Raw genomic sequence first — 26,758 nt, 5'->3', positions numbered from 1 at the left:
GCGGGCTCAAGGGCCGCGATCGGGGGCTTGGTAAAGGGATAGTCAGTACCCGACAAGTCCCGGTAAAACGTTAAATCCAGATCGAATAATGGCACGCCAGAGATGTCGGCAACCGGTTTCGAGCCTTGACCCCAGGGCAGCGCACGGGTACAAGCGCCTACACAACCGGAGGCAGACATGTCCACCGTGATCTGGGTGGCCGTCGTCGTGGTCGCGGTGGCGGCGATCGTCGCGGTCGGCTATTTCGTGCTGCAGCAGCAGCGCCGACACCGACTTCGCGACCGCTTCGGCCCCGAATACGAACGTACCGTGCAGGAGCGTGACAACAGGCGCGATGCCGAGCAGGAGCTCATCGCTCGCGAGCAGCGCTTCAGCTCCCTCGACATCCGCGCCCTGGACGCCGGGACGCGCGAGATCTACACGAAGAAGTGGATGGAGGTCCAGGAGCGTTTCGTGGACGCTCCCGGCTTCGCGGTGACGGAGGCCGACCACCTGGTCACCTCGGTGATGGCGGAGCGGGGCTACCCGACCGAGGACTTCGAGCAGCGGCTCTCCGACCTGTCGGTCGCGCACGGCCGCACCCTCGACCACTATCGGCAGGCTCACGAGATCAGCACCCGGGCCGCCCACAAGGAGGCCTCCACCGAGGAACTCCGGCAGGCCATGGTTCACTACCGCGCCCTGTTCGAGGAACTGCTGGAGGCTCCCGGCAGCTCGGCCGACGACAGCCGGGCCTCCCGGCGGGTCGAGACCGTCGACGGGGACCCCGGACGGACGGGTGCCACGGCTCCCGCCGACCGGGACGTCCCCCGGGCGGATTCCACCGAGCCCGAGACCGCCGACGACGACGCCGAGCGAGCCTCCCGACGCGACACCCAAGGACGGTGACCGACATGAACGACCGATTCAACCCGGACAAGGACCGACTGGTCCACAAGGCGGACGAGGACGACTCCCGGACGGTACGCAAGTTCGACGAGGACGACCTGAACGCGCCGAAGCACGACCAGGACGTGGCTCCCGAGTTCCAGGAGCCGCGCCACGGTGACACCGACCGCACGGACACCTCGCCCCTCGACCCGGACACCGGTACGCGCGACCCGCTGATCGGCGACCGCGACGACGTCCTCGTCGTCGAACCGGACGACGACCGGCGTACCACCACCGCCGGCACGGGCACCTCGTTCGACGACGGCAGGAACGACGTGCCGGGTGATCTCGACGACGACGGCAGGAACGACAGGGACTACCGGAACGACAGCCCGTTCGCCCACGCCCAGACCTCCGCCGCGACCCCGGTCACCCCGGCCACGCCGGTGACCGGCACCGCCGCGCACGACGCCCCGGCGACCGGCACGGACTCCCCGGTGACCCCCGGTTTCCCCGAGAACACCGCGGACCGGCCGGACGACGTGACGGACGAGGGTACGGGCTTCACGCCCGCGCAGACCGACCAGACGCCCGCCGCCACCGCGCCCGCCACCGCCGGAGCCCTGTTCGACCAGGACGCCGACGACGTACGGCGGCGCTGGCAGGAGGTCCAGGCCGGTTTCGTGGACGACCCGCGTGACGCGGTCGAGCGGGCCGACTCCCTGCTCGACGAGGTCACGAGCTCCCTGCGGAACGCGCTGGAGACCCGGGCCACCGAGCTCCAGGGGCGCTGGAAGGACACCGAGAAGAACGACACCGAAGACCTCCGGACCGCCCTGCGCGACTACCGGGCGACTCTGGAACAGCTCCTGAACATCTCCGCTGGAACGAGGTAACCATGCTCGCAATCGCCGCCGCCGTCGTCTTCGGCCTCGGATTCCTGCTCGACCTGATCAACACCAGGCTCGGCCCGCTCACCGGAACCGGTTTCCTGCTTCTCGGACTCCTGCTCCTCGCACTGCACCAGGCCGGGATCGGCTCGGCCGGCCCGCGGACCACCACCGGTGGCGGGGGCGGCTGGCGCCGTAGGCGCTAGACCTTCCTGAGGCGGCCCCCACAGGGGAGCCCGTCCTCGGGAACCTGTTGAAACGGGAAGGGGCCCGTCCACACGGACGGGCCCCTTCCCGTTCGCCCGCCCCGCCCTGAGCCCCTGAAAGACCGCTCATGAGCCTCTGAAAGACCTGCCTATAAGGAGCCCCCTGGGACCGCCCATGAGCCCCTGGAGGACCCCCGGAGCCCTCCGGAGGAATCGGCACTCAACCCCCATACGAGGACGTATCCACCCGCACGAACCGCCTGACCGAAGGCACGCACACCTGCCAGGTCCGCCCGTCGTGGAGGTGGTACGCACACCGCGGTATCCGCCTCTCCTGAGACATCCACGAAGCCCTGTACTCATGGACATCGCATGATCAGCCCTCCACAGCGGCACAAGCCCGCCCCGCGGAGGCCTGGACCGTACGAGCTGGGTCGGAGAGCCGGGCAGGCCACCGGCCGCGACCAGACGGATCAAGGGCCAGGAAACCGGGTGGGCCGAGCCAAGGAGCCGCCCCGCCAAGGAGTCCCGGGGCAAGCGGTCGAAGGGCACGCGGGGACCTCCACGGTGCCGCCCCGGCGTCTCCGGCGGGAGTCCCCGGCATGACAAAACCGGCGTCGAAGGCGGTGGTACGCGCCTCGCGCCGGCGAAGGTGGAGCAGTGGGAAGGGAAGAGGGGGAAGGTCGGGGGGCGGCGTACGTGGCCACGTAGCGCCGCCCGCGATCCCTGTACGGGGCCTCCGGGCGGAACCCGGAGAGAAATCAGACCTTGAACGACATGGTGATGAACGTTCCCGAGGCCCCGGTCTCGAATTTGATGTCGGAGCTGACCATCCGGGCCACCCACAGGCCCATGCCGCTGGTCGCGTGCGGCCCGGGGGGCGTCTCCCCCGGGTTGGGGCCCGGGTCCCACCGGCCCTCGTCGTGGATCTCCACGACGAGGGTCCGGCCGACCGTCCACATCCGCAGCACGGCCTTGGCGGTGGTGTGACCGTGGGTGACCGCGTTGGTGGCCACCTCGTTCAGCGCCACCAGGAAGTCGGCGAGGCCCTCCTGGGACATGCCGCTCCGCACCGCCTGGGCGGAGGCGAAGTCGCGCACGTCGGGGAGGTCGGGGAGACAGAAGGCGAGTTCGGCGACAGCGGCTCCGGCCGGGATCATCGGGGAACGGCCGCCACTCGCCGTGAAGCGGGCGGGACGAACACCGTCCTCGTTCACCCGAGATCCGCCTCCCCTGTCCCAGTCCGCCGTTGTCCTCAGCATCCGGGATCCATTCAAACGCACCTTACGCCACGTCCGTTGTCGCCGACTTGGGTGCCCTGTAACGAGCGGTGTATTCAGCATTCGGCGACAAGTTCCTCACGGAGCTGGTCAAGCACCTTCCGCAGGATACGGGAGACGTGCATCTGGGAGATCCCGAATTCGGCCGCTATCTCGGCCTGGGTCATGTTGCCGAAGAAACGCAGCAGGAGGATGTTCTTCTCCCGGTCCGGGAGCTTGTCGATCAGCGGCTTGACCGCCTCGCGGTCCACGAGGGTGCCCAGCGCGTCGTCCTCGTCGGGGATCACGTCGCCCAGCGCGGCGGCGTCGTCGTCGGCGCCGAGCGGGGCGTCCAGCGAGAGGGCGCTGTAGGCGGCGGAGGCGTCGAGGGTGAGGAGGACGTCCTCTTCCGAGATCTTCATCTTCACGGCCAGCTCGGCGACCGTGGGGGCGCGGCCGAGGTCCTGGCTGAGGTCGGAGACCAGGCGGTTCAGCTCGGCCCGGCGCTCCTGGTAGACGCGGGGGACGCGGATGGCCCAGGTGCGGTCGCGGAAGTGGCGCTTGACCTCACCGGTCATGGTGACCACGGCGTAGCCGCGGAAGGGGTGCCCGAGGGTCGGGTCGAAGCCGTTGATGGCCTTCATCAGCCCCACGTACGCGGCCTGCAGGAGGTCCTCCAGCGGCTCGCCGCGGTAGCGGTAGCGGCGGGCGATCTCCATGGCGAGGTGGCGGTGCATCTCGACGATGCGCTCACGCAGACGCTCGGCGCGGTATTCGGAGATCTCAGGCAGGGACATCTCGGCGAGGAGGTCCTCAGCGGTCATGTCGGTGATTGCGAGTGCCTGAACAGACATTGCTGCTCCCTGGTATTACTGTCGGGCGAGCCGACCACGGAAGCAACATCCGGGCAGACGGCATCGCCTCGACCAATTTTTCGAGGCGAGGCCCTCTGCTGGACCTCTGGTTCCATTATTGCCCGGAATCCTGGAGTATTACTCGCCCCCAGGTAACAGTAAGGTTGCTAATCGAATGGCACGAGGAGGCCCTGAGTGACGGTGTCGGATAACGGCGAGAGATCGGCAGCCCTGACTCTCACGTCGGCGCTCGTCAGTGGGATCAACGTGATCCGGGTGACGGGTCTGCTGGACGCGACGACGAGGGATCAGTTCGCCGACTACCTGGCGGCGGAGACCGGCGAGCACGGTCTCGACATGGCGCTGGACCTGAGCGGGGTGACCTTCATGGACTCGCGCGCGCTGGGGCTCATCGTCCACCACTGGCAGGTCAGCACCACCGCGGGCGCCAAGTTCGCCCTCATCGGCGTGGAGTACGCCAAGACCAAGGTGATGTGGATCACAGGTCTGGCGCAGCGGCTGCCCCTGTACGACACGATCGACGACGCGATCGCCGCCTTCGGGTAGCGGCCGATCGCCCCGGCCGGCCGGGAACCCTCCGAAGACCGCCCCGGACACCGATCCGGGGCGGTCAGGGCGGCCGGCGGGGCGATCGTCAGGAGCGGGAGGCCTCGCCGAGGAGCCGGTTGTCGAGGCGTGGGCGGTGGCCCTCCGGCGAAGGACCGGTACGCCGAAGGCGGCGGCCACAGAAGGGCCCGGAGCGCTTGAGAGGGCCTGAGAAGGCCTGAAGAGAGGACTCAGTCCTCCTTCTTCGCCTCGCGGTTGCGCTGGTGCTCCTCGACCAGCAGCTTGGCCAGGTCCGCGACCTTCACCTGGTGGTGCTGCGAGATGCGGCGCAGCTCGTCGAAGGCGGCCTCGGCCGAGCAGCCGCTGGACTTCATGATGATGCCCTTGGCCTGGTCGATGATCGCCCGGCCGGCGAGGGCCTCCTGCATCTGGGCCGCGTCGGTGCGGACCTCGTCGTAGTCCCACATGTTGGCGAGGGCCACCCCCACCTGCTCGGCGAGCATCTCCGCCAGCGGCGGGACGTTCCTGGCCGCGAAGACGCCGGGGCGCACCCCGTACATGCCGAGGACCAGGACGGCGTGCTCGATGACGATGGGCATCGCCAGGACCGAGCGGACCCCGCAGCGGACGGCCATCGCGGTGTACGAGGGCCAGCGGGCCTCCCGCAGGACGTCCTGGAGGATCACGTGGCGCCCGGTGGCGCGGGCCTCGGACGAGGGGCCCTCGCCGATTTCCTCCTCGCTGTCGAGGAGCACGATGAGTTCGCTGTGGGAAGCTGAGACGACCATCCGTTCCTGGCGCCAGAGCTCGGCGGAGCCGCCCGCGCAACCGGGCACGCCGCCCGCGAGGGTGGCGGTGAGGCCGCGCAGCACGCTCTCGCTCGACGTTTCCTCGCTGACCCGGCCGAGGACCGCGAGGTCCCGGGCGAGGACGGGGGTGACCATGTCCATCTCGCGACTCCCCTTACCTGTGTCGCTAACTTAACCACTATCCGACCGCGCATCGATCCGGCCCACCGGGTGGCGTACCGTCTACGACGGGACCAGCCCATTCCGGCCCCTGACGAGGACGAGCATTGACCGACGCCATTGGCCTTCAGACCCTGGAGCAGGCGCTGACCGCGCTGACCGCCAGGGTCTCCTCCCTGCGCGAGGCGAAGTCCGCCTACCCCGCCGACCCCCGGTCCACACTCGACGCGGCGCTCGCGGAGCTCGACACCGCCCGCGAGCTGCTGGACGCCTCGGTGCGCGAGCTGCGCAAGGCGCCCAAACGGTCGGGCGAGCGGGAGAGCGGGTCGCAGCGGGAGCTCAAGCTACTGCGGCAGGTTTTCCGTACGTTCCCCATCCCGGTGGTGGTGCTGGACGCCTCGGGGGTGGTGCGGCGGATCAGCGCCGAGACCTCCCGGATGCTAGGCAGCCCCGCTGGATACCTGATCGGCCGCTCGTTCCCGCTGTTCGTCGACGTCTCCCGGCGGGCGGCGTTCCGCTCGCACCTGACGGCGGTCCAGCAGGGCGGCCAGACCGCGACCCTGCAGACGCGGCTCGCCCACCAGGGCCGCGCGCACACGGTGCAGCTGGCCGTCACCCGGCTCACGATGCCGGGCGAGCCGCAGGAGATGGTCGCGGTCATGATCCTGCCGCTGGAGGCGCAGGTGGCGGGGCCGCCCCACGGCCCGGCCGACCGCTCGGACGCCACCCTGGTCATGGCCGCGGCGCGCCGCCAGGAGCTGCTGTCCAGGATGACCCGCCTGCTGCTCGACGAGGAGAGCCTGCGCCAGCCGGTGACCGTCACCAGGGCCTCCCGGCTGCTGGCCGCCGAGTGGGCCGACTGGGTGATCGCCGACGTGGTCCGCGACGGCATGCCCAGACGGGCCTGCGTGCTCGGCCCGAGCGACAAGCCGGTGACCCAGCTGGTCCGCCTCGCCGAGGGGATGAACCCGCTGACCGCGCCGGCCCTCGCGCACGTGCTGACCGGCGGTTCGGGCGTGGTGCACGAGATGCTGGAGGACGACGCGCTGCTCGGCGACGTCCCCGGCGGCCCGCCGCTGCTGCGGGTGATGGGCGCCGCCTCGGTGCTGATCGTGCCGATCGGCGGCGAGAACGGCGTGCTGGGCTCGCTGACCCTGGTGCGGCTGCGCGACCGCGAGCCGTTCTCGCTGGCCGACCTCGGGCTGATGGAGGAGATCGGCGCCCACCTGGGGCTCGCGCTGCGCGCGCGGCGCAGCTTCCAGACCCGCTCGCGGGCGGCCGACGCGCTGCGTACCAGCGTGGTGCCCCGGAGCCTGCCGGACATCCCGGGGTTCGAGGCGGCGGCGATCTACAACGCGGGCTCAAGCCCGGTCGGCGCCGAGTTCTACGACGTCTTCCGCTCCGGCGAGGGGTGGGGGTTCGCCCTCGGGGGCGCCGCGGGCAAGGGCGAGGAGGCCGCGTCGGTCAGCGCCATGGTGCGCAACGGCCTGCGCGTGCTCAGCGTCTGGGAGACCGACCCCGGTGAGGTGATGCGCAAGCTGAACCAGGCGCTGACCGCCCAGCACAACGGCATGTTCGTGATGGCGGTGACCGGGTTCGTCAAGGCGCGCAAGATCAGGCTGGCCAGCGCGGGGCACCACCCCGCCGCGCTGCTGCGGCCCGACGGCGGGGTGCGGTTCACCGCGGGGGGCGGCGTCCCGCTGGGCATCGCGCCCGAGGCGGAGATGTTCACCGAGGAGCTCACGCTGACCTCGGGCCAGACCCTGGTCTTCTACTCCGACGGCCTGGTGGCCTCGCAGAACGAGCTGGGCGAGTCCTACGGCGAGACCAGGCTGGCGGACGTGCTGGCGCGCTGCGTGGCGCAGTCCCCCGCCGAGATCGTCAAGACCGTGGAGGAGGACCGGCACGCCTTCTCCGGCGGGAGAGTTTGGGATGAGATCGTGATACTCGCCCTCCGTGTCGTATAGCTTGGTTGACTCGGGGTGACCCACCGGTCTCACCGAGCGACGAGGGACCGCACCCGGCGGTACCCGTGTTCGACGGAGTGGTGCGAAGAATGAGATCGCTTCGGGATCGGTCCCCTTCGGGCCGGATCGAGCCTCCCCACTCTTCCCGCACCGGTCCGGCCGGGGCCGGAGGGCGCCCGGGGGCGCGACCGGCCGCCTTGCGCGCCCACGCCCCGATCGGGACGACCGGCCGGGACGCGGCGCCGGGCCCGCGCGGGGGCGGTCCCGCATGACCGCCATCCACCAGGCCGCGGTGTACGGCTCCGACGGGCGCTTCCTCGCGATGGCGCTGCCGTTCGTCCGGGACGGGCTGGCCAAGGGCGACCCGGTGATGGTCGCGACCACCTCGGCCAACCTGGAGCTCCTCGGGGACGCCCTGGGCAGGGACGGCCGCCTGGTCGACTACGCGGAGACCGCGTTCCTGGGCCGCCGTACGGTGGAACGCGCCACCGCCTTCCACCGCTACTGGCAGCGGCGCGGGCCCGAGGCCCCGCGCGGCGGGCACGTGCGGATCCTCGCCGAGCCGGTCTGGGCCGGGCGCGCGCCCGCCGACACGCGAGCCTGGCAGCGCATGGAGTCGGGCCTGAACCTGCTGCTGCGCGCCACCAACGTGTGGATGATCTGCCCGTACGACGAGCGGACGGCGGATCCGGCGGTGGTGGCGGCCGCGCGGCGCACCCACCCCACCCTCTCCGAGGACGGCGTCTCGATGACCTCCTGCCCCGAGTACGCCGATCCGGCGGGCTTCATCGGAGAGTGCGACTCCTTCCCGCCCCTCGAACCGCCGGGCGACGCGACCTCCGCGCGCGTGGAGACGCTGCACGCCCTGCGGATGTTCGTCACCGGCCACGCGTCCTTCATGGGGCTGAGCCACGACCGCGCGAAGCTGCTCTCGGTCGCCGCCTACGAGGTGGCCGCCCTGCTGGGGACGCCCGTGACGGTGCGGATGTGGGAGCGGCTGGGCGCGATCACCTGTCACGTCGACCGCCGGGGCGGGCGGGTCGCCGATCCGGTCGCCGGGTTCCTCCCCCCGGGTTCCGTGGCCGGTCCCGGCGACGGCCTGTGGATCGCCCGGCAGCTGTGCGACCGCCTCGACATCCACAACGACCAGGGCGGATGCGTGATCCAGCTGCACGTCCCGAGTGCCAGGGCCGAGGAGTCTCGGCAGAGCAGGTCTTATTGAGAACCTCGACTCCGCGCCAAGGGTTTGGCTTTGGCGGAGATCGGGGTATGGTTGACCCCATACAGACGTGTGCCTAAGACGCAGGCACCCCTGAAGGAATCACAGGCTTTCCATGCCTAATCTCCTCCCAGAGGTGTGCCGTGAACATTGCATTCGTCTCCTCCGAGGCTCTCTCCTCCACCCAGGACGAGTCCGACCTCGCCGCCCAGCGCGCTCACCTGATGGCAGTGGCCCGTGAGCTCGGCCGCGAGCACAAGGTCACGATCTACAGTCGGAGGAACTCCGACTCGGAGAAGGCCAAGGTCCGCGTGTCGCAGGGCGTCACGCTGGAGAACCTGACCGCAGGGCCCGCGCAGAACCTTCCCGAGGACAGCGTCCTTCCCTACCTGTCCGACCTGGGCGACCAGCTGATGCACCGCTGGGGGCAGGACCGCCCGGACGTCATCCACGCGCACTCCTGGACCGGCGGGCTGGCCGCCATCGCCGGGGCGAACGGCCTGAACGTGCCGTTCACCCAGACGTTCAGCACCGAGAACTCCCGCGACGCCAAGAAGGTCCGGCTGCAGCGGGCCATCGGGCGCCGGGCCAGCGCGGTGATCGCCGGGTGCGGCGACGAGGAGAGCTCGCTGATCCGGCTGGGCGTGCCGCGCCGCAACATCTCGGTCATCCCGTGCGGCGTCGACGTCGAGCGGTTCCGCCGCCAGGGCCCGGCCGCCGCGCGCGGCACCCGGCCCCGCCTGCTGCACGTCGGCCCGCTCTCCGCCGACAAGGGTGTTCACACCGCGATCCGCGCGCTGGAGGGCATCCCCGAGGCCGAGCTGATCATCGCCGGTGGCCCCGCGTCCGTGGACCTGGAGCACGACGCCGACGCGCACCGCATGATGCTGCTGGCCAAGGAGATCGGCGTCGACGACCGGATCACCGTCCTCGGCCACGTCCCGCACGCCTCGATCGCCAAGCTGATGCGCAGCGCCGACGTGGTCGTCTCGCTGCCCAGGGAGGCCCCGGCGGGCGTCGTGGCGCTGGAGGCCATGGCCTGCGGCGTCCCCGTCATCGCCTCCGCGGTGGGCGCCCACCTCGACTCCGTGGTCGACGGGGTGACCGGCCTGCTGGTGCCCGCCGACCGCCCGGCGCAGACCTCCCGCCTCACCCGCGAGCTGCTCGCCGACCCGACCCGCCGCACCGCGCTCGGCTTCGCCGGCGCCGACCGCGCCCGGTCCCGCTACTCGTGGGAGCGGATCAGCCAGGAGCTCGTCCACGTCTACGAGACCGCGCTGTCCGGCTCCGCCCGCTGAACGCACCCGGCCGCGCCGGCCGGACACCGCGGTCCGCGCGGAACACACCCCGAGACCGGGGGCCCGGAAAAGGGCCCCCGGTCTTCGTGTGTGCGGGGCGTGTGACGACGCCTACGTCTACGACCGGCCGGGGCGCGCGACGCCCGCGGCCCGGCTCCTCCGATGCCCGAGACCCGGTGGTACGGGGGCCCGCGACCGGTTCGCGCGAGCCCCGCGACCGGCCGGCGTGACGTCTACGGACCGGCCCGTACGACGCCTGCGGCCGGGTCGTACGGGCGCCGCGATCGGCTCGCCTGACGTCTACGGACCGGCTCACGTGACGTCTATGACCGGGTCGCGTGACGCCTGCGACCGGGTCGCGTGACGTCTACGGCCGGGTCGCGCGGCGGTGCAGGACGACGCCGAGGCCGCTGGCGGCGAGCAGGACGGCCCCGGCCAGGACCAGGATGACCGCGCCGCCCACGGCCCCGTCCGTCCAGTCCCAGACGGCCTCGGGGACGGCGAGCGTCAGCCCGGCCACGCCGCTGACGATCAGGACCCAGGTGCGCCACCGCCCGTACAGCGCCAGGCAGGCCAGTGCGATCAGCGCGGTGAGCCAGTATCCCCAGGCGCCTCCGTCCCACAGGACGGGCCACTGGCCGCCGAAGATCGCGATGGCGGCTCCCATGCCGAGCCCCAGGTCGCGCGGGACGAGGAACCCGGCCAGGGCGGCCGCCAGGATGAGCGCGCCCAGCGCGACGTAGGCGAGGCCCCAGCCCGGCCCCTCGTCCGCGGAGGCGTCCATCAGGCCGGTCAGCGCGACCAGGGCGAACCCGCCACCGGCCAGCAGGCCGATCGCGGTGGGCAGCAGCACGTAGGCCGTCACCGCGACCACCAGCCCGGCCACTCCGGCGACGAGCACCTCCTGGCGGTCGACCGCCACCCCGGCGCACAGGGCCGCGGTGCCCGATCCCAGCGCGGCGAGCGTGGCGGCGACCCTGCCCTGCACGGCCGCCGTCCTGCCGGTCGCCGACCGGGCCGCCGCGCCGAGCCCCACGGCCACCGCGAGCAGGAGGAACGTGACCACGGCGAGGACCGTGATTCTCGCCGGCTCGGTCATCCGGTCCCAGCCCAGGGCGACGAAGGCCGCGGCGCCGGCCAGGACGAGCCCCCCGCCGACGTACGCGAGGATCTCGCTCCACCTGACCCGCTCCGCCGCTCCCGGCTCGCGCAGCGCCTCGCCGACGGCGAGGGCGACCGGCTCCACCTGCTCGGCGCGGAGCTCGCCGGACTCGACCAGCCGGGCCAGCGCCCGCCGTACGGCGTCAACGTCGTCCATGGGCGGCATCGTGGCACAGCCGGACGGGGCGCGGCACCCCCCGAACCCCTGGGACGTATGCGAAAACGGGATACCCCTGTTACTGGAGTGCGATCGTTGCTTTGATGTCCCCATGTCGATTCGTGGCACGTTCCTGGGCGTCCTGGCCGCCTCCCTCGCGTTCTCCTCGCTGACCGCGCCGGGCGCGTCCGCGGCGGCGGGCCCGTCCGCCGCGCCCGGGTGGGGCGCCCCGGTCCTGGTGGAGAACTTCAACGGCACCCGCGTCGACGGCCGCAGGTGGGTCGTCTACCACTCCCCCGGCGCCGAGACCAACCCGCGCACCGGGCGGGCCACGAGCGTGGGCGGCGGCGCGCTGCGGCTCAAGGGTGGCTTCTACGGCGGCAGGGACCTGTCGGGAGGCATCGCGACCCGGAGCGCGCAGCGGTACGGGCGCTGGGAGGTGCGGCTGCGGGCCGAGCGCGGCGCGGGCTACACCCCGGTCGCCCTGCTCTGGCCGTCCGACCAGGGCGGCGGCGAGTACGCGGAGGTCGACTTCGCCGAGATCATCGACCCGGCCCGCAGGTCGGGCGGGATCTTCGTGCACCGCGGCGACCGGCCCCAGGCCCAGCGGCAGATGCGGGCCGACTTCACCCGGTGGCACACGGTCGCGGTCGACTGGCTGCCCGGGCGGCTCACGTTCTGGCTGGACGGCAGGAAGGTGTGGGACTACCGGGGGCCCAACGTGCCGAGGAGCCGCTCCATGCACCTCACGCTCCAGAACGACGTGACGTGCAACGAGTGGTCGCCGTGCCGCAACCGCTCCACTCCCCCGACGGTGAGCATGTACGTGGACTGGGTGAAGGTCTACCGGGCTCCCGTGTGAGTCCTCGTCGAGCCCTCGTCGAGCCCTCGTCCGAGCCGGGGCCGCCTGACCGGGGCCGGTGGGTCGGGGCAGGAGGGCGGCCCCGGAGGTGAGGTGGGCCGGTGAGGTGGACCGGCCAGGTGAAGATCCGCCGGGCCGCCGTCCGGGCCGGGCCGTCTGACCGGAGCGGGTGGGTCGGGGCAGGTCAGAGCAGGTGAGCGGCCTTGAGGGCGAGGTGGATCAGCAGGCGGTCCTCGCCGTCGGCCAGGTTCCTGCCGGTGAGCCGTTCCGCCTTGGCCAGCCGGTAGTAGAGCGTCTGGCGGTGCACGCCGAGCGCGGCGGCGGCCTCCTGGACGTGACCGGCGTGGTCGAGGTAGCCCTCCACGGTCCTGGCCAGCTCCGGGTCCTCGGCCAGCCCGGCGACCTCCTCGGCCAGCTCCCGCAGCCCCGCCGGGGACATCCGGGCGAGCAGCCGGTAGACGCCCAGCCCCGGCCAGGTGGCGACGGGGGCCAGCGCGGGCACCCGGCCGGCGACGCCGAGCGCGTGCACGGCCTCCCGCCAGCTCCGCCAGGCCTGCGCGGGCTCGTCCCTGGGGGCGCCGACGCCCACCACCGTCGCGTACATGCCCTGGATCCGGCCGGCCAGCTCCTCCGCCTGGCCCGCCGGGACCAGGAGGGCGGCCAGCGGCTCGCCCCGCACCGGGAACGCGGGGTCGGCGAGCACGGCGCGCGGGAGCGTCCAGAGGGCGGCGACCCGGTCCGTGGAGGTGCGGGCGGCGATCGCCGTCACCGGGCCGCGCACGTCGTCCAGCCTCGACAGCGCCCGGGAGCGCTCCTCGGCGTCGGGGGAGAACAGCTCCCGCAGGTTCGCGCCCAGGTCCTGGCGGCTGCGGGCCTCCTGGGCGAGGGCGGTGGCGGCCCGGGAGACCAGGTCGCCGGCCGAGGCGAGGGCGTCGTCGCCGAGCGTGCCGTCGTCGAGGAGCCACAGGTAGCCGTAGGTCACCTCGTGGTGTCGCAGCGGCACGCACACCCGGGCGAGCACGCCCAGGTCGGCGTCGGCGGGGATGCGGACGGGGCCGCGGGCCACGGCGATGCCGTATCCCTCGAAGTAGGCCCGCACCTGGTCCGTCGCGCGGCGCCGCAGGATCGACTCCTGGCGCACCACGTCGATGTCGCCGCTCTGCGCGGCGTAGGCCAGGAGCTGGAAGGCCCGGTCCTCCAGGGTGGCCGAGGCGCCCAGCCTGGCGGCGATCTCGTCTACCGTCTCCTGCAGCACCTCACCATTGTCGTACATATGTATGAACGTCCCGCCCGTCGGTCGTGGCAGATGCACATGACGGCCGGGCGAGCCGAGGTTTTAGGGTGGAAGCATGCTCGGTTCTCTCCTTCTCGGCGCATCCCGGTTGCCGCTCGTGCGGCGCGCGGTCTCCGGCGTGCCGCTGACGCGCAAGGTCGTCGATCGCTTCGTCGCCGGTGAGACGCCCGGGGAGGCGGTCGAGGCGATCCGCGGGCTCGCCGCCGCCGGTCTCGCCGTCACCGTCGACCACCTGGGCGAGGAGACGCGTAACTCCGCCGCCGCCACCCAGACGGCCGGGGCGTACGTCACGCTGCTCGCCGCGCTGGACGGGCTGGGGCTCGGGGACCGGGCCGAGGTGTCGGTGAAGCTCTCCGCGGTCGGCCAGGCGCTCGGTGCCGACGGCGACAAGATCGCCCTGGAGAACGCGCTGCAGATCTGCGAGGCGGCCACCGCCTCGGGGGCGAGCGTGACCCTCGACATGGAGGACCACACCACGGTCGACTCGACGCTCGCGATCCTGCGGGCGCTGCGCGCGGACTTCCCCTCCACCGGCGTCGCCGTGCAGTCCTACCTCTTCCGCAGCGAGGCCGACTGCCGCGACCTGGCGTACGAGGGCTCGCGGGTGCGCCTGGTCAAGGGCGCCTACGCCGAGCCCGCCTCGGTGGCGCACCAGAACAAGAGCGAGGTCGACAAGGCCTACGTGCGCTGCCTGCGCGTCCTCATGTCGGGCGCGGGCTACCCGATGGTGGCGACGCACGACGACCGGCTGATCGCGATCACCGAGACGCTCGCCGACCGGTTCGCCAGGTCCCGGGGCGAGTACGAGTACCAGATGCTCTACGGGATCAGGGCCGACAAGCAGCAGGCCCTGGTGGGGGCGGGTCACACCGTGCGCGTCTACATCCCGTACGGAGACGACTGGTACGGCTACTTCATGCGCCGGCTGGCCGAGCGCCCGGCGAACATCGCCTTCTTTCTTCGTGCCCTTGGAGGCAAGTGATGGATGCCATCTCCACCGTTCCCGCCCCGTCCAACGAGCCGGTGCTCGGTTACGCGCCCGGCAGCGCCGAGCGCACGGCGCTGGAGAACCGCGTCAAGGAGCTGGCCGGGGCCCAGCTCGACCTGACGATGACGATCGGCGGCGAGCGGCGGATGGGCGGCGGCGCCCCGATCGACGTGGTGCAGCCGCACAACCACGCCTCGGTGCTGGGCCGGATGGCGGACGCGAACGCCGGCGACGTGCGCTCGGCGATCGACGCGGCGCTGGAGGCGGCGCCCGCGTGGCGCGCGACGCCGTTCGACGAGCGGGCCGCGATCTTCCTGCGGGCCGCCGACCTGCTCTCCGGCCCCTACCGGCAGACGCTGAACGGCGCGACGATCCTGGGCCAGTCCAAGTCCGCCCAGCAGGCGGAGATCGACGCCGCCTGCGAGCTGATCGACTTCCTGCGCTTCAACGTGGACTTCGCGCGGCGGCTGCTCAGCGACCAGCCGGTCTCCTCGCCCGGCGTGTGGAACCGGATGGAGTACCGGCCGCTGGAGGGCTTCGTCCTGGCGATCACGCCGTTCAACTTCACCGCCATCGCCGCGAACCTGCCGTCGGCGCCGGCCCTGATGGGCAACGTCGTCGTCTGGAAGCCCTCCCCCACCCAGCAGTTCTCCGCGCACTTCACCATGCGCCTGCTGGAGGAGGCGGGGCTGCCACCGGGCGTCATCAACATGGTGACCGGCAACGGCGCGGCCGTCTCCGAGGTCGCGACGACCCACCCGGAGCTGGCGGCCATCCACTTCACCGGCTCCACGCCGACCTTCCAGCACCTGTGGTCGACGGTCGGCGCCAACATCGCCTCGTACCGCTCCTACCCGCGCCTGGTCGGCGAGACCGGCGGCAAGGACTTCGTGCTCGCCCACCCCTCGGCCGACCCCGCCGTGCTCACCACCGCGCTGGTCCGCGGCGCGTTCGAGTACCAGGGGCAGAAGTGCTCGGCCGCCTCCCGCGCGTACGTGCCGCGCTCGGTCTGGTCGGTGATCCGCGACGAGCTCGTGGGCACCGCCGAGTCGCTCACCGTCGGGGACGTGGCCGCGGACCTGTCGGCCTTCATGGGCGCGGTCATCGACGAGCGGGCGTTCGCCAAGCACAAGGCGGCGATCGACCGGGCCCGCTCGCTCGACTCGATCGACGTGCTGACCGGCTCGTACGACGACTCGACCGGCTACTTCGTGCGGCCGACCGTCCTGGTGTCGTCCGACCCGACCGACGAGATCTTCGTCAAGGAGTACTTCGGGCCGATCCTCGGCGTGCACGTCTACGACGACGCGGACTTCGACACGGTCCTGGACCAGATGGAGGGCGTCTCGCCGTACGCGCTGACCGGCTCGTTCATCGCCAGGGACCGCTACGCGATCACCTCGGCGTCGGAGCGGCTGCGCTTCGCGGCGGGAAACTTCTACGTCAACGACAAGCCGACCGGCGCGGTCGTCGGCCAGCAGCCCTTCGGCGGGGGCCGCTCGTCGGGGACCAACGACAAGGCCGGGTCGATCCTCAACCTGACCCGCTGGGTGAGCGCCAGGACCATCAAGGAGACCTTCGTGCCGCCGATTGTCAAGGGACCATACAGGGGTGACGTCCCGCAGTCCGGCTGGCAGCAGCCCGGCCTCACGTCGCTGGGCTTCCCCGAGTAACCGCCTCGCGGCAAAGCGATGCCCGGGTCTCGAGTCAGAGGCCCGGGCATCGGTGTTTTCGACCACGGTGCCGCTCATCCCGCCCGTTGATGGGGCCGACAGCGCGGGTCGGCGCCTTTCTTCGAAACCGGAGCGATACGCGTAACGGTTGGTCGTGCTTCGTCCAAGTAGGGGCGTTTTCGGACGCACGACAAAGGGAGTGACGCTTGTGCGCCTCAGACAGGCGGGGCTGGCGAACATCGCCGATGACCCCGAGGCATTCGAATGTCAACGGACTACGGGAGGATCTACACCAGTGGTGGCGGGTAGCGGTGGATCTCCGCCCGGTGCCCGGTCGAGCCGGCGAACTTGGCGTCGTCGGTGAGCAGCGGCACGCCCAGCAGCTCGGCGAGGGCCACGTACATGCCGTCGTAGGCGGTGAGGTTGTGTCGCAGTTCCAGTACCCGGGACTGCAGGGGCAGCATCGGATGCCGGACGATCTTGAGCTGGGCATAGCGCTCCAGCATGACCTGGGCCCGCGCCGGGGAGATGCGCACCTCCGGCTTGCTGGTGATCACATGTCCGCGCACCACCGAAGCGATCTCCACGTCGATCAACGCCGGGGCGTGCACCTTGCGAGCCAGCCGCTGGCGGAGAAGGTCGTCGCCTTTCACGTTGGCCAGGAGGCGAAAGACGATGGAGGCATCGACGACCAGGCTCACCGGTGCCCCTCACGCATCGTCTCGCGGACGAAGTCGGGGTCGTACGGCACCGGCTCATCAGTAGCGATCTTGGCCATCACCTCGTCCAGCGTCGGAGTCGAGGCCTCCTCGTTCAACAGGTCGCGCACGTACGCCGTCAACGACTTGCCCTCACGCTCAGCCCTCGCCTTCAGCGTCAACTCGGTCTCAGCGGGGACATCCCGAATCTGCATAGTTCCCATGCCTGCATTTTAGCATGCAGCGTGCATGCACTTCGAATGAAAGGCCAGGCCATCCCGGCTCAGGGGCATCTCGCCAACCTGAGCCATCTTCGCGCAAGCCCGTGAAGGAGACCTCTGTCCCCCCGGCCGACCACCGTTACCCGCACATGGGCTGACGTTCCCCGGAGCGACCGGCCTCGGCACGGCCTCGGGCCCGTTCCTCGGAGCGACCGGTCCGGGCCCTGCCTCGGGCCGTTCCCCGGAGCGACCGGCCTCGGGTCGCGGGGCCTTCCCTGGTAGCCGCCTCACGGCGAAGCGATGCCCGGGTCTCGGATCGGAGACCCGGGCATCGGTCTTGTCTCCCCTGGGTCGCCGTAGGTTGTGTCATTTACATAGCCGACTATAAGATAGCCGACTATGGAAATAGTTGACGTACTGGCGATCTGCGGGAGCACCCGGGAGGGATCGCACAACCGGTCGCTCCTCCGGGCCGCGCAGCGGTTGGCGGAGGCACCGTTGCGGGTGGAGGTGTGGGACGACCACGCCCGGATCCCCCGCCTGGACGCCACCCGCGGCCGTCCCTTTCCCGAGGCGGTCGCCGCCCTGCGCGAGCGCGTGGCGGCGGCCGACGTGCTGCTGCTCGTGACGCCGGAGCTGAGCCGCGGCATCCCGGGGCAGCTGAAGGACCTCGTCGACTGGCTGTCGATCCTCGCGCCCCCGCGCCCGCTGGCGGGCAGGCCGGTGGTGCTGATGAGCGCGTCACCCAACCGGTTCGGCGGGGTCTTCGCCCAGTTACAGCTCGGCGACATGCTGCGGCGGGCCGGCGCCGAGGTGCTCTCCGACTTCGACGTGGCGGTCGGCTTCGCCCACCGTCACATCGACGCCGACGGAGTCCTGACCGAGGAGGAGGCGCGAGGCGACATCACCCGGCTGTGGCGGCGCGTCCTCGCCCGCGTCGCGGACGACCGGCCGGCGGTGCCGGCGTGACCGCCGGGCGGCAGGTCGCGGCCGAGCAGGGGCCGATCGGCTACGCCCTCGCCGAGGTCACCAGGGCGCACCGCGCCGAGATGCAGCGCCGGATGGCCGAGCTCGGCCTGCACCTGGGCCAGGAGCTTCTCGTCGTCGACCTCCACCACAATCCCGGGACCACCCAGGCGGACCTCGTCCAGCGCATCGGCATCGAGCAGCCCACCATCGCCAAGGCGATCACCCGCATGGAGCGGGCCGGGTTCGTCGAGCGCGCCCCGGACCCCGGTGACCGCCGGGTGACCCGGTTGCGGCTGACCGAACGCGGCGAGTCCGTGGTCGACGCCGTCGTGGCCGCGTGGGCGCGGGTGGAGAGCCGGGCGAGCGCCGGGCTCGGCGAGGCCGACGCCGCGCGACTTATCCGGCTGCTGCACACCGTCCGCGACAACCTCACCTGACCGGCACCCACGGGGAGAACACATGGAACTCGGACTCGCAGGAAAAGTCGTCCTGGTGACCGGCGCGAGCACGGCCATCGGCAGGGCCACCGCGCTGGCGTTCGCCGAGGAGAAGGCGCACGTCGCCGTCGGCTACCACACCAACCTCCGGGCCGCGGAGGAGACCGTCGCCATGGCCGGGCAGCGCGGGGCCCGGGCGATCGCCTGGCGGCTCGACCTCGGCCGCCCCGACTCGCTGGAGGCGGCGGTCGCGCACGCCCGCGACCGGCTCGGGCCGATCGACGTCCTTGTCAACAACGCCGTCCGCTGGCCGGACTGGCCGGAGCCCGGCGAGCTGTTCGAGACCGCGCCGCCCGAGCGGTTCACCACGTCGGTGACCGCGAACCTGGTCGGCCCCTACCTGCTCGCCCGCGCCGTGCTGGCCGACATGCGGGCGAACGGATGGGGCCGCGTCGTCAACGTCTCCACCGGGCTGGTCGAGGACGGCTTCCCCGGCAACGTCTCCTACGTGGCCGCCAAGGCGGGACTGCACGGCCTGACCCGGGTGATGTCCAGGGAACTCGCTGCCGCCGGGATCCTCACCAACGTCGTCATGCCGGGCTTCACCCCCGCTGACAAGGCCATGCCGCAGCACCTGCTCGACAAGGCGGGCGAGGCCGCCGCGACCAAGCGCGTCAGCCACCCCGACGACGCCGCACGCATGATCGTCTATCTGTGCTCGGCCGCCAACACCAACACCACCGGCGAGGCCGTCAGGACCGACGGCCACTTCCTCACCCCGGGCTGACCCTTCGGCTCCCGGAGCCGAGGACTTCCTCACCCCGGGCTGACCCTTCGGCTCCCGGAGCCGAGGACTTCCTCACCCCGGGCTGACCCTTCGGCTCCCGGAGCCGTGGACTTCCTCACCCCGGGCTGGCGCTTCGGCTCCCGGTGCCGTGGACGAACCGGCCGCGCCTCCGGCCACCGCCACCCGCGCGCGGGCCGGCGTTCCGCGGTCCGGCGCGAGGGGGCCCGCCCGGCTGTGACGGTGACGCCTGGGCCCCGCGTACGGGACCCAGGCGTCACTCGTTTCCAGCGTTTCCGACTACGGCCCCGGCCCCGGCCGCGCCCGCGATGTGCCGCCGCTCGCGTCCGGCCGGTCTCGGTCCGGCCCGTACGCCGGCCGGGTACCGGTGCCGGGCGGGACTACACCGGGCAGGAGAGCGTGCTGGTGCCGCAGCAGCCGATGCTGATGAAGTGCTCCGTCCGCGGCTCACGGCCGCCGACCAGCTCGTCCAGGTTGATCTCCCCGGCGGGGTGGGCCAGGTCCGCGGTGCGGGCCTGCGGGTTCTTCCACTGACGGATCAGCTCGTTGTCAGACATTCCATGTCTCCTTATCGAGATTGGCCGAGATTGGCCGAGATCGGTTGGGGTCGGTTGGGGTCGGTCGAGATCGGTTCAGCAGTAGGAACCGGTGCGGCAGCAGCCCCAGGAGGTGAGCCCCTCGGTGGCGGGCTCGCGTCCGCCGACCAGCTCGTCCAGGCTGATCTCCCCTGCGGGGTGGGCCAGGTCCGCGGTGCGGGCCTGCGGGTTCTTCCACTGACGGATCAGCTCGTTGTCGGACATCACATGACTCCTCGGTGTGGGCTAACGGTGATCAGCAGAAGATGCCGGTGGGGCAGCAGCCGTAGGAGATGGCGTACTCGGTCCGCGGCTCGCGCCCGCCGACGACGCGGGCGTCGTCCAGGGCGATGTCCCCGGCCGGGTGGGCCAGGTCGGCGGTGCGGGCCTGCGGGTTCTTCCACTGACGGATCAGCTCGTTGTCAGACATTCCATGACTCCTTGGTGAGATTCGATACTTCGGGAAGCTCCGGCCGGAACGGCGCGGAGGTGGGCCGGGGGCCCTTCGCGGTGGGGCGGCTCAGGAGCCGTCGCACCACATGCCGGTGGGGCAGCAGCCGTAGGAGATGGCGTACTCGGTGCGCGGCTCGCGCCCGCCGACGACGCGGGCGTCGTCCAGGGCGATGTCCCCGGCCGGGTGGGCCAGGTCGGCCACGCGGGCCTGCGGGTTCTTCCACTGACGGATCAGCTCGTTGCCGGACATGCCGTGTCCTCCTTCTTGATCGGGGTTTCGTGGTTCGGAATCGGTCCGTGGGACCGGGCGCGCCTCACGCGTTCAGGGCCCCGGCGCGCTGCCGGGACGCCGCGTCGTGCGCGAACAGCTCTCGGTAGGTCCCCTCTCGTGCGATGAGGTCCTCGTGCGTGCCCCGCTCGACGACGCGGCCGCGGTCGAGCACGAGGATCCCGTGGGCGTCGCGGATCGCGCTCAGCCGATGTGAGATGACGATCCGCGTGACCTCCAGCCCGGACAGCGCCGCGTCGACGCGGCGTTCGGTCTCGGGGTCGAGGTGGCTGGTGGCCTCGTCCAGGATGAGCAGGCGAGGCCTGTGGACGAGGGCGCGGGCCAGGGCGACCCGCTGGCGCTGCCCGGCCGAGAGCGCGGCGCCGGCCTCGCCGACGAGGGTGCCGTACCTCATGGGCATGGCCTCCACGTCGTCGTGCAGCCCGGCGATACGGGCGGCGCGCACCACCTCCTCCTCGGTGGCGTCCTCGCGGCCGAGGGTGAGGTTGTCCATGATCGTGCCGTTGAACAGGTTGAGGTCCTGCAGGACGGCCCCGCAGCGGGAGCGCAGGTCGTGGACGTCGAGGTCGTCCAGCCCGTGCCCGTCGTGGCGCACCGCGCCGGCGGTGGGGCGCAGCAGGCCGAGGACCAGCAGGGCGACGGTGCTCTTGCCGGAGCCGGTACGGCCGACGATGCCGAGCTTGGTACCGGGCGGGACGGTGAAGGTGAGGTCCCTGAGCACCGGCGGGGCGTCGGCCTGGTAGTGGAAGACCAGCCCCTCGACCTCGATGCCGCTGGCGGCGTGCGCGGGCAGGCGTACGGCGCCGGTGGGCTCCTCGTCCGCGTCGACGATGTCGTAGACCCGCTCGATCTGGCTGCGCAGCATCGGGTAGCTCTGGCCCGCGCTGGCGAGCCCCTGGAGGGGGGCGAGCACGGCGAGGGCGACGGTGCTGGCGGCGAGCGCGGTGCCGATCGTCATGCCGCCGTTCAGGACGAGCGCGAGCCCGGTCAGCAGCAGGAGCAGCGGGGCGGCGACGGTGAGGGCCTGGTGGAAGGACTCCAGCCCGGCGGTGATCCGGCCGCGGACGACCAGGGCACCGCGGTAGGTGTCGAACAGCCCCGCCCAGTGCTGCTCGGCCCGCCCCTCGACGCCGTTGGCCTTGACCGGGACCACGGCCTCCAGGGTCTCGGTGAGGTAGCTCTGCTCCTCGGCCTTGGCCGACAGTTCCCGCTGGTAGACGGCCGCGACCCGGGAGGAGACCCGTACCACCAGCAGCACGTGGGCGGCGCCCAGGGCGAGGACGACGGGCACGTAGCCGGGGGCGAGGACGGCGAGGCCGATCAGGTAGCCCACCAGGAGCGCGGCGTCCAGCACGAGGATCAGCAGCCGTTGCGTGACGGTCTCGCGCGTGGTGGAGACGCTGCCGAGCCGGGCGAGCAGGTCTCCCCTGCGGCGCTGGATGAAGAACGACAGCGGCAGCCGCAGCATGTGGCGGATGAGCTGCCGCCCCAGCGTCGCCTCGGCGCGGACGCGTAAGGCGAGCACCGCCAGCTCTCTCAGCAGGGTCGTCAGCCCGGCCAGCACGGTGGTGCCGAACACCACCGCGGCGAAGAGCGGCAGGATGTCCGTCCGCCGGTCGGGGGCGAAGCTGTCGACGACCTGCTGGGTGGCGAGCGGCAGCACCAGGGCGAGCAGTTTCAGCACGGTCGCGCAGGCCAGCACGGCGGCGAGCAGGCCCCGGCTGCCGGGCATCGCCACGAAGTCGCGCAGGTAGCGGAGCATCAGCCACTCCCGCATGGGAGTGCGCCGCCGGACGAAGTCGGGGCCGGGCGAGACGTGGATGAGCACGCCGCCGAAGCGCCGGTCGAAGTCGTCGCGACTCTGCCACTGGCGGCCGCCGGCCGGGTCGGCCAGGCGGACGCGCCGCGCGCCGACCTTCTCCACGACGACGAAGTGGTGGTCGGCCAGGTAGGCGATGGCCGGCCGGTCGACGGGTCCGAGGCGCTTCATCCGCTCGCTCCGCGCGTGCAGGCCCATGCGGGGGGCGGCGGCGATCAGGTGGGCGGCGGACACGCCGTCGCGCCCGATGCCGAGCGTCTCCCGGCATTCGGCGACCCGGGTGTCCCGGCCGTGGAAGCTGGCGATCATGGCCAGGCAGGCCGCGGCGCACTCGGTGGAGGTGAGCTGGTGCCGCAGCGGGACCCTGCCCATCAGCGCTCACCTCCGGCGGGCGCGTCGAGCAGCGGCACGGACGGGACTTGGCCGGGCCCGGCGGGCGCGTCGAGCAGCAGCACGGACGGGACGCGGTCGGGCCTGGCGAGCCGGAGCAGGCCGTACCCGATGCCGGCCAGCCCGTTCATCAGGCCGGGGGTGGGGGCGGCGCCGGGCGCGCCGCAGCGGGGGCCTCGGCGGGCCAGGTCGTCGAGGAGGTACGCGGTGCGGGCCGCCAGCAGCTCCGCCGCCTCCGGCCGGTGGCGCAGCTGGAGGAGCAGTTCGAGGTTGCCCAGCTCGCCGTGGCAGAGGCTGTGGTTGGCCATCGGCCCGCGCGCCAGCTCGGCGTCGAGCGCGCGGCCGAGGTCCCGGTCGAGGTGCCTGTCGGGGTCACGGTCGAGGTGCCGGTCGGGGTTCCAGTCGGGGTCACGGTCAAGGTCCCGGTCGGGGTGTCTGTCGGAGTCCCGGCCGAGGTTCCGGCCGAGGTGCTGGCCGAGGTGCTGGCCGAGGTCCCGGTCGGGGTGCTGGTCGGGGTGTCTGTCGGGGTCACGGTCGAGGCGCTCGGACGCCGGGCCGTCGGCGCGCGACAGGCCGATGCCGGGTGATCCGTGGCACCAGGCGTGGAGCATGTCGTCGCCGCCCTGTCCCCGCCGGTAGTCGGGCCAGCCCCGCAGGTCCGGCCGGTAGTGCTCGCTCTCGTAGGCGAAGGCGGCCAGGGCGGTGTCGCGGGCGCGCGGGTCGCCGCCCGCCTCGGCGTAGCGGCGCAGCGCCCAGCCGATGCCGCCGGCGCCGTGGGAGAAGCCGGTCAGCGGCCGGTCCTCGCTCATGGGCGTGTGCCAGGCCACTCCGGTCCCGGTGGGGACCGCGGTGGCCAGCAGGCGTTCGGCGCACGCCTCCGCGGCGCGCCAGGCCGCGGGTGACCCGTTGGCCCGGTGGATCGCGAGCATCGTGGCCAGGGTTCCGGCGCCGCCGAGGATGACGTCCAGCGCCTCGTCCTGACCGGCCGCCTTCGCGCACGCCTCGGCCAGGTCCTCGACCGGCCGCGCCAGTACCGGGTCGTCCAGCAGGACGGCCAGGTGGGTCAGGGTGTACGCGACTCCGCCGAGGCCGGTGAAGGCGCCCATGACGCCCTCCTCCGGCGGGTCGTCGGCCAGCCTCGCGAGCGGGACGACCGCGCGCCGTGCCAGGTCGGCGTACCGTTCCTCACCGGTGACGGCGGCGCACTGCGCCAGGAAGAGCGCCACGCCGGGGTAGCCGCCGTACAGGTCCCAGCTCAGCGGCTGCGACCTCCAGTACTTCTCGTCGATCAGCTCCAGCCCGAGCCAGTTGACGCGCCCGCCGGGCCCGGAGGAACAGGTCTGGCGGTCGATGAGGTCGGCGACGTCCCGGGCGGCGGCGATCAGCCGGGCCTCGTCCAGGGGGACGGCCGCGGAGCCGGGGGCGATCAGCTGGGCCTCGTCCAGAGAGACGGCCGGGGAGGGGGAGACGATCAGCCGGGCCTCGTCCGGTGGGACGGCCGCAGAAGCGGGGGTGATCAGCCGGGCTTCATCCGGCAGAACGTTCGCGGAGGCGGGGACGGCCAGCCGGGCCTCGTCCGGCGGGACGGCCGCGGGAGCGGAGACGGGGGCAGGGGCGGGGGCGGGGGCGATCGGTCGGGCTTCCTCCAGCGAGACGGCAGCTGAGGCGGGGACGGGGGTGGGGGGCGGCGTGCCGGCGGCGAGGGCGGCGAGGCCGGAGCGGTCCCGGGTGACCATGGAGGCCCGGATGATCCACTCCTGGCGGGCGCGGTCCTCCCGGCCCATGCAGAGGACCTTGCGGACGGCGCGGCTCAGGCTGGGCTCGGGCAGGACGTCCGGGATCCGGACGCCGCCGGAGCTCCACAGGTCGCGGCTGCCGGGCCGGGTCGTGAAGATCGGGATGTCGCCCGCCCAGAGGTCCTCCGCCTCGTGGGCGATCAGCCGCTCGCGGGTGCGGTCGCCGTGGGTGATCGCCCACAGGTGGTCCAGCACGCGGTCGCGGTCGAGGCCGTGGCGGAGCACGTCCGGGTGGGTGGACTCCGTCATCAGCTTGCCGTACGTGAGGGTCGCCCGCGGGACGACGCGGACCTCGTCGCCGGAGAACGTGGTCAGCAGCCGGACCAGGGCGGGAGCCTCGGCCACGATGGCCTCGTAGCCCCGGCCGAACCCGGCCAGCAGGTCGTCGAGGTGCTCGGCGGGGTCGGCCTCGTCCTCGCCCAGGCGGGGACGGTTGCGCACGCCGGGAAAGGCCAGGTGTTCGCGGACCAGCCGCATCTCGTCGGTGCCCTGCCCGGCCCAGGCCGGCGTCTTCATCGGCAGCACGGCGTCCTTGTCGCCGCCCATGCCGGACAGGTCGATCACGCCGCCCTCGCCGACCATCAGCTCGGGCAGCAGGCCGCTGCGGCTCACCGACGACTCCAGGGCCAGCGCCGCCGGGTCCTCCATGAGGCGTTCGATCCCCGCCCCGGGCACCAGCGGGTGCAGCAGGGCCTCCAGGTCGACCAGCACGGGCTGGTCCCCGGAGGCGATCAGGTTCTCGCAGTGGAAGTCGGCGCCGTCGAGGGCGTGCAGCAGCGCGAGCAGCGCGCCGAGCCGGTGGTAGTAGCGGGCGACCTCCTCCCGGTCCCGGCACGGCAGGTGGGGCGCGAACTCCACCCAGCCGTACGGGCCGCGGTCCAGCACGGTCAGGCGGATGAGGTCCAGGCCCGCGACGCGCTCGTCGAGCCAGGCCAGGGCGTCGTTGAAGTGCCGGTGGACGGCCTGCGGGCGCGGCTTGTAGACCACCCGCGCGCCGCTCTCGAAGGTCAGGACGCTCACCGCGCGGCCGCCCTGGTGGGTGTCGCCGCCGCCCTCGACCGCCGTCAGCGGGCCGGGGTCGATGCCGCCCAGCAGCCTCCGTACGATGCCGGGACGGTCCTCGGCGTAGCGGGTGAGCATCTCGATCCCGCAGGCCGCGAACCGGTCGGCCGTCTGGGCGAGCAGCCGGGCCAGCACCGGGTACTCCTCGCACAGCGCGGCGAGCGCCTCGGGGCGCCCGAACCACCGGACGAAGTCCGCGAACCGCTCTTCGGGCGTCTCCCCCTCGAGCAGGCCCGAGACGCGCATGACGTTGAGCTCCAGCACCAGCGTCCGCGACGCCGGCGCCGCGAGCCGCTGCCGGAGCTCCGTGCTCCAGGCCGCGAGCAGGGCGTCCGCCCGGACGGCCGGGCCGCACGCGTCCAGCGCGTCGCCCAGGCGCCGCAGCGCGTCCTCGCCGAACGGCGCCACGATCGCCGCGAACCCCTCACCGGCGGGCATCCCTTCCGCGAAGACGACCGCCTCGGTGGACGCCGTGGACGCTGCGGACGCCGTGGACGCCGTGGACGCTGCGGACGCTGCGGACGCTGCGGACGCTGCGGACGCTGCGGACGCTGCGGCGATCGATTCCGCGGCCTGTACGGCCCAGTCCGGCCGGGCGGTACGGCCGGCCAGCGCGGCGGGTTCCTCGTCCAGCAGCGCGGCCAGCTCGTCGACGGTCAGCCCGGCCGCGGCGAGCCGCCGGTCGAACTGCCCGCTCTCCAGCAGCCCGTGAGCGTTCTGCCACTCCCGCAGCCGCCAGCGCGCGGTCTCGCCGGCCGACTCGGGCGACCGGGCGGCGGGGAGGTCTCCGCCGGTCCGGTCCAGCCGCTCGGCCAGCGTCAGTCCGCCCGCCCACCACGCGGCGCCGAGCTCGGGCGCCGCCCCCGGGGTGTTTCCGTCTCCGCTCATGGCTGGCACTCTGCCGACGCGCGGCGCCGGTCACATGCGGGCGCCGCCCCCATATTCGCGCGGGCCCGTCAGGGGTCATGGGGGCATCGGCCGCATCGGGCGGGACCGCGACGCGTCGACTCG

The 26,758-nt window shown here is 72.6% G+C and carries 26 protein-coding genes; 13 read left to right on the top strand and 13 right to left on the bottom strand.

Going from position 1 to position 26,758, the window contains the following annotated elements; translation table 11 throughout:
- Positions 1-177: 177 nt before the first annotated feature.
- The 3 genes from ABT053_RS04080 to ABT053_RS04070 are packed head-to-tail and all read left to right on the top strand — an operon-like array spanning position 178 to position 1,966.
- Positions 178-888 carry a hypothetical protein gene (locus tag ABT053_RS04080; protein ID WP_350967360.1) on the top strand — a complete coding sequence of 237 codons (711 nt, stop codon included), beginning with the start codon at positions 178-180 and terminating at the stop codon, positions 886-888.
- Positions 889-893: 5 nt separating this feature from the next.
- The gene (locus tag ABT053_RS04075; RefSeq protein ID WP_350967359.1) at positions 894-1,766 is read left to right on the top strand and encodes a hypothetical protein; all 873 of its coding nucleotides are present in this window, start codon (positions 894-896) and stop codon (positions 1,764-1,766) included.
- A gap of 2 nt (positions 1,767-1,768) precedes the next feature.
- On the top strand, positions 1,769-1,966 hold the full coding sequence (locus ABT053_RS04070) for a hypothetical protein (RefSeq protein ID WP_350967358.1): 198 nt from the start codon (positions 1,769-1,771) through the stop codon (positions 1,964-1,966).
- Between the two features lie 761 nt (positions 1,967-2,727).
- Here the strand turns inward: ABT053_RS04070 and ABT053_RS04065 are convergent.
- Both ABT053_RS04065 and ABT053_RS04060 read right to left on the bottom strand, forming a co-directional pair.
- A complete protein-coding gene (locus ABT053_RS04065; protein WP_344746503.1) occupies positions 2,728-3,228 on the bottom strand; it encodes an ATP-binding protein in 501 nt (166 codons plus the stop codon).
- Positions 3,229-3,302: 74 nt separating this feature from the next.
- Positions 3,303-4,079 (bottom strand): SigB/SigF/SigG family RNA polymerase sigma factor, encoded by a 777-nt coding sequence (locus ABT053_RS04060; RefSeq protein WP_350967356.1) that lies wholly within the window; start codon positions 4,077-4,079, stop codon positions 3,303-3,305.
- 195 nt (positions 4,080-4,274) lie between these two features.
- Between ABT053_RS04060 and ABT053_RS04055 the strand changes: the two genes are divergently transcribed.
- Positions 4,275-4,646 (top strand): STAS domain-containing protein, encoded by a 372-nt coding sequence (locus ABT053_RS04055; protein WP_350967355.1) that lies wholly within the window; start codon positions 4,275-4,277, stop codon positions 4,644-4,646.
- 230 nt (positions 4,647-4,876) lie between these two features.
- Here the strand turns inward: ABT053_RS04055 and ABT053_RS04050 are convergent, their stop codons facing one another.
- Positions 4,877-5,596, bottom strand: coding sequence for an ANTAR domain-containing response regulator (locus ABT053_RS04050; RefSeq protein ID WP_350967354.1), 720 nt, complete (start codon positions 5,594-5,596; stop codon positions 4,877-4,879).
- 125 nt (positions 5,597-5,721) lie between these two features.
- On the opposite strand from ABT053_RS04050, the gene ABT053_RS04045 reads away from it, so the two are divergent.
- From ABT053_RS04045 to ABT053_RS04035, 3 genes are all read left to right on the top strand, one after another.
- Positions 5,722-7,581 carry a SpoIIE family protein phosphatase gene (locus tag ABT053_RS04045; RefSeq protein ID WP_350967353.1) on the top strand — a complete coding sequence of 620 codons (1,860 nt, stop codon included), beginning with the start codon at positions 5,722-5,724 and terminating at the stop codon, positions 7,579-7,581.
- A 268-nt stretch (positions 7,582-7,849) separates the two neighbouring features.
- Positions 7,850-8,803: an anti-sigma factor RsbA family regulatory protein gene (locus ABT053_RS04040; RefSeq protein ID WP_350967351.1), complete on the top strand. Its 954-nt coding sequence runs from the start codon at positions 7,850-7,852 to the stop codon at positions 8,801-8,803.
- A gap of 140 nt (positions 8,804-8,943) precedes the next feature.
- Positions 8,944-10,098 (top strand): glycosyltransferase, encoded by a 1,155-nt coding sequence (locus ABT053_RS04035; RefSeq protein ID WP_350967350.1) that lies wholly within the window; start codon positions 8,944-8,946, stop codon positions 10,096-10,098.
- 367 nt (positions 10,099-10,465) lie between these two features.
- Here the strand turns inward: ABT053_RS04035 and ABT053_RS04030 are convergent, their stop codons facing one another.
- Positions 10,466-11,416: a hypothetical protein gene (locus tag ABT053_RS04030; protein ID WP_350967349.1), complete on the bottom strand. Its 951-nt coding sequence runs from the start codon at positions 11,414-11,416 to the stop codon at positions 10,466-10,468.
- A 112-nt stretch (positions 11,417-11,528) separates the two neighbouring features.
- Here ABT053_RS04030 and ABT053_RS04025 point away from each other — a divergent pair, with 112 nt between their 5' ends.
- Positions 11,529-12,278 (top strand): glycoside hydrolase family 16 protein, encoded by a 750-nt coding sequence (locus ABT053_RS04025; protein ID WP_350967348.1) that lies wholly within the window; start codon positions 11,529-11,531, stop codon positions 12,276-12,278.
- Positions 12,279-12,462: 184 nt separating this feature from the next.
- On the opposite strand, the gene ABT053_RS04020 is transcribed toward ABT053_RS04025, so the two are convergent.
- Complete coding sequence (locus tag ABT053_RS04020; protein ID WP_350967347.1) at positions 12,463-13,551, bottom strand: PucR family transcriptional regulator; 1,089 nt, start codon at positions 13,549-13,551, stop codon at positions 12,463-12,465.
- Between the two features lie 76 nt (positions 13,552-13,627).
- Here ABT053_RS04020 and ABT053_RS04015 point away from each other — a divergent pair, with 76 nt between their 5' ends.
- Positions 13,628-14,554 carry a proline dehydrogenase family protein gene (locus tag ABT053_RS04015; RefSeq protein WP_350967346.1) on the top strand — a complete coding sequence of 309 codons (927 nt, stop codon included), beginning with the start codon at positions 13,628-13,630 and terminating at the stop codon, positions 14,552-14,554.
- Entirely contained in the window at positions 14,554-16,233 is a 1,680-nt protein-coding gene (pruA, locus tag ABT053_RS04010) for an L-glutamate gamma-semialdehyde dehydrogenase (RefSeq protein WP_350967345.1), read from the top strand. The genes ABT053_RS04015 and pruA overlap by 1 nt, the downstream gene beginning before the upstream one ends.
- A 287-nt stretch (positions 16,234-16,520) precedes the next feature.
- Here the strand turns inward: pruA and ABT053_RS04005 are convergent, their stop codons facing one another.
- The gene (locus ABT053_RS04005; RefSeq protein WP_350967344.1) at positions 16,521-16,934 is read right to left on the bottom strand and encodes a type II toxin-antitoxin system VapC family toxin; all 414 of its coding nucleotides are present in this window, start codon (positions 16,932-16,934) and stop codon (positions 16,521-16,523) included.
- Positions 16,931-17,155 (bottom strand): FitA-like ribbon-helix-helix domain-containing protein, encoded by a 225-nt coding sequence (locus ABT053_RS04000; RefSeq protein ID WP_350967343.1) that lies wholly within the window; start codon positions 17,153-17,155, stop codon positions 16,931-16,933. The genes ABT053_RS04005 and ABT053_RS04000 overlap by 4 nt, the downstream gene beginning before the upstream one ends.
- A gap of 396 nt (positions 17,156-17,551) precedes the next feature.
- On the opposite strand from ABT053_RS04000, the gene ABT053_RS03995 reads away from it, so the two are divergent.
- From ABT053_RS03995 to ABT053_RS03985, 3 genes are read left to right on the top strand one after another with little or no spacing between them, the layout of a single operon-like run.
- Complete coding sequence (locus ABT053_RS03995; protein WP_350967342.1) at positions 17,552-18,121, top strand: NADPH-dependent FMN reductase; 570 nt, start codon at positions 17,552-17,554, stop codon at positions 18,119-18,121.
- The gene (locus tag ABT053_RS03990; protein ID WP_350967341.1) at positions 18,118-18,558 is read left to right on the top strand and encodes a MarR family winged helix-turn-helix transcriptional regulator; all 441 of its coding nucleotides are present in this window, start codon (positions 18,118-18,120) and stop codon (positions 18,556-18,558) included. The genes ABT053_RS03995 and ABT053_RS03990 overlap by 4 nt, the downstream gene beginning before the upstream one ends.
- A gap of 22 nt (positions 18,559-18,580) precedes the next feature.
- Positions 18,581-19,345: an SDR family NAD(P)-dependent oxidoreductase gene (locus tag ABT053_RS03985; protein ID WP_350967340.1), complete on the top strand. Its 765-nt coding sequence runs from the start codon at positions 18,581-18,583 to the stop codon at positions 19,343-19,345.
- A 398-nt stretch (positions 19,346-19,743) separates the two neighbouring features.
- On the opposite strand, the gene ABT053_RS03980 is transcribed toward ABT053_RS03985, so the two are convergent.
- From ABT053_RS03980 to ABT053_RS03955, 6 genes are all read right to left on the bottom strand, one after another.
- Entirely contained in the window at positions 19,744-19,920 is a 177-nt protein-coding gene (locus ABT053_RS03980; RefSeq protein ID WP_350967339.1) for a hypothetical protein, read from the bottom strand.
- 75 nt (positions 19,921-19,995) lie between these two features.
- Entirely contained in the window at positions 19,996-20,163 is a 168-nt protein-coding gene (locus ABT053_RS03975; RefSeq protein ID WP_350967338.1) for a hypothetical protein, read from the bottom strand.
- A gap of 31 nt (positions 20,164-20,194) precedes the next feature.
- Positions 20,195-20,368: a hypothetical protein gene (locus ABT053_RS03970; RefSeq protein WP_350967337.1), complete on the bottom strand. Its 174-nt coding sequence runs from the start codon at positions 20,366-20,368 to the stop codon at positions 20,195-20,197.
- 90 nt (positions 20,369-20,458) lie between these two features.
- Positions 20,459-20,641, bottom strand: coding sequence for a hypothetical protein (locus tag ABT053_RS03965; protein ID WP_350967336.1), 183 nt, complete (start codon positions 20,639-20,641; stop codon positions 20,459-20,461).
- A 64-nt stretch (positions 20,642-20,705) separates the two neighbouring features.
- Positions 20,706-22,871: a peptidase domain-containing ABC transporter gene (locus ABT053_RS03960; protein ID WP_350967335.1), complete on the bottom strand. Its 2,166-nt coding sequence runs from the start codon at positions 22,869-22,871 to the stop codon at positions 20,706-20,708.
- Entirely contained in the window at positions 22,871-26,635 is a 3,765-nt protein-coding gene (locus tag ABT053_RS03955) for a type 2 lanthipeptide synthetase LanM family protein (protein WP_350967334.1), read from the bottom strand. The genes ABT053_RS03960 and ABT053_RS03955 overlap by 1 nt, the downstream gene beginning before the upstream one ends.
- Positions 26,636-26,758 lie beyond the last annotated feature (123 nt).

The organism is Streptosporangium sp. NPDC002524, from assembly GCF_040295985.1.
GTDB lineage: Bacteria > Actinomycetota > Actinomycetes > Streptosporangiales > Streptosporangiaceae > Streptosporangium.
This window is presented reverse-complemented; position numbering and strand designations above follow the sequence as displayed.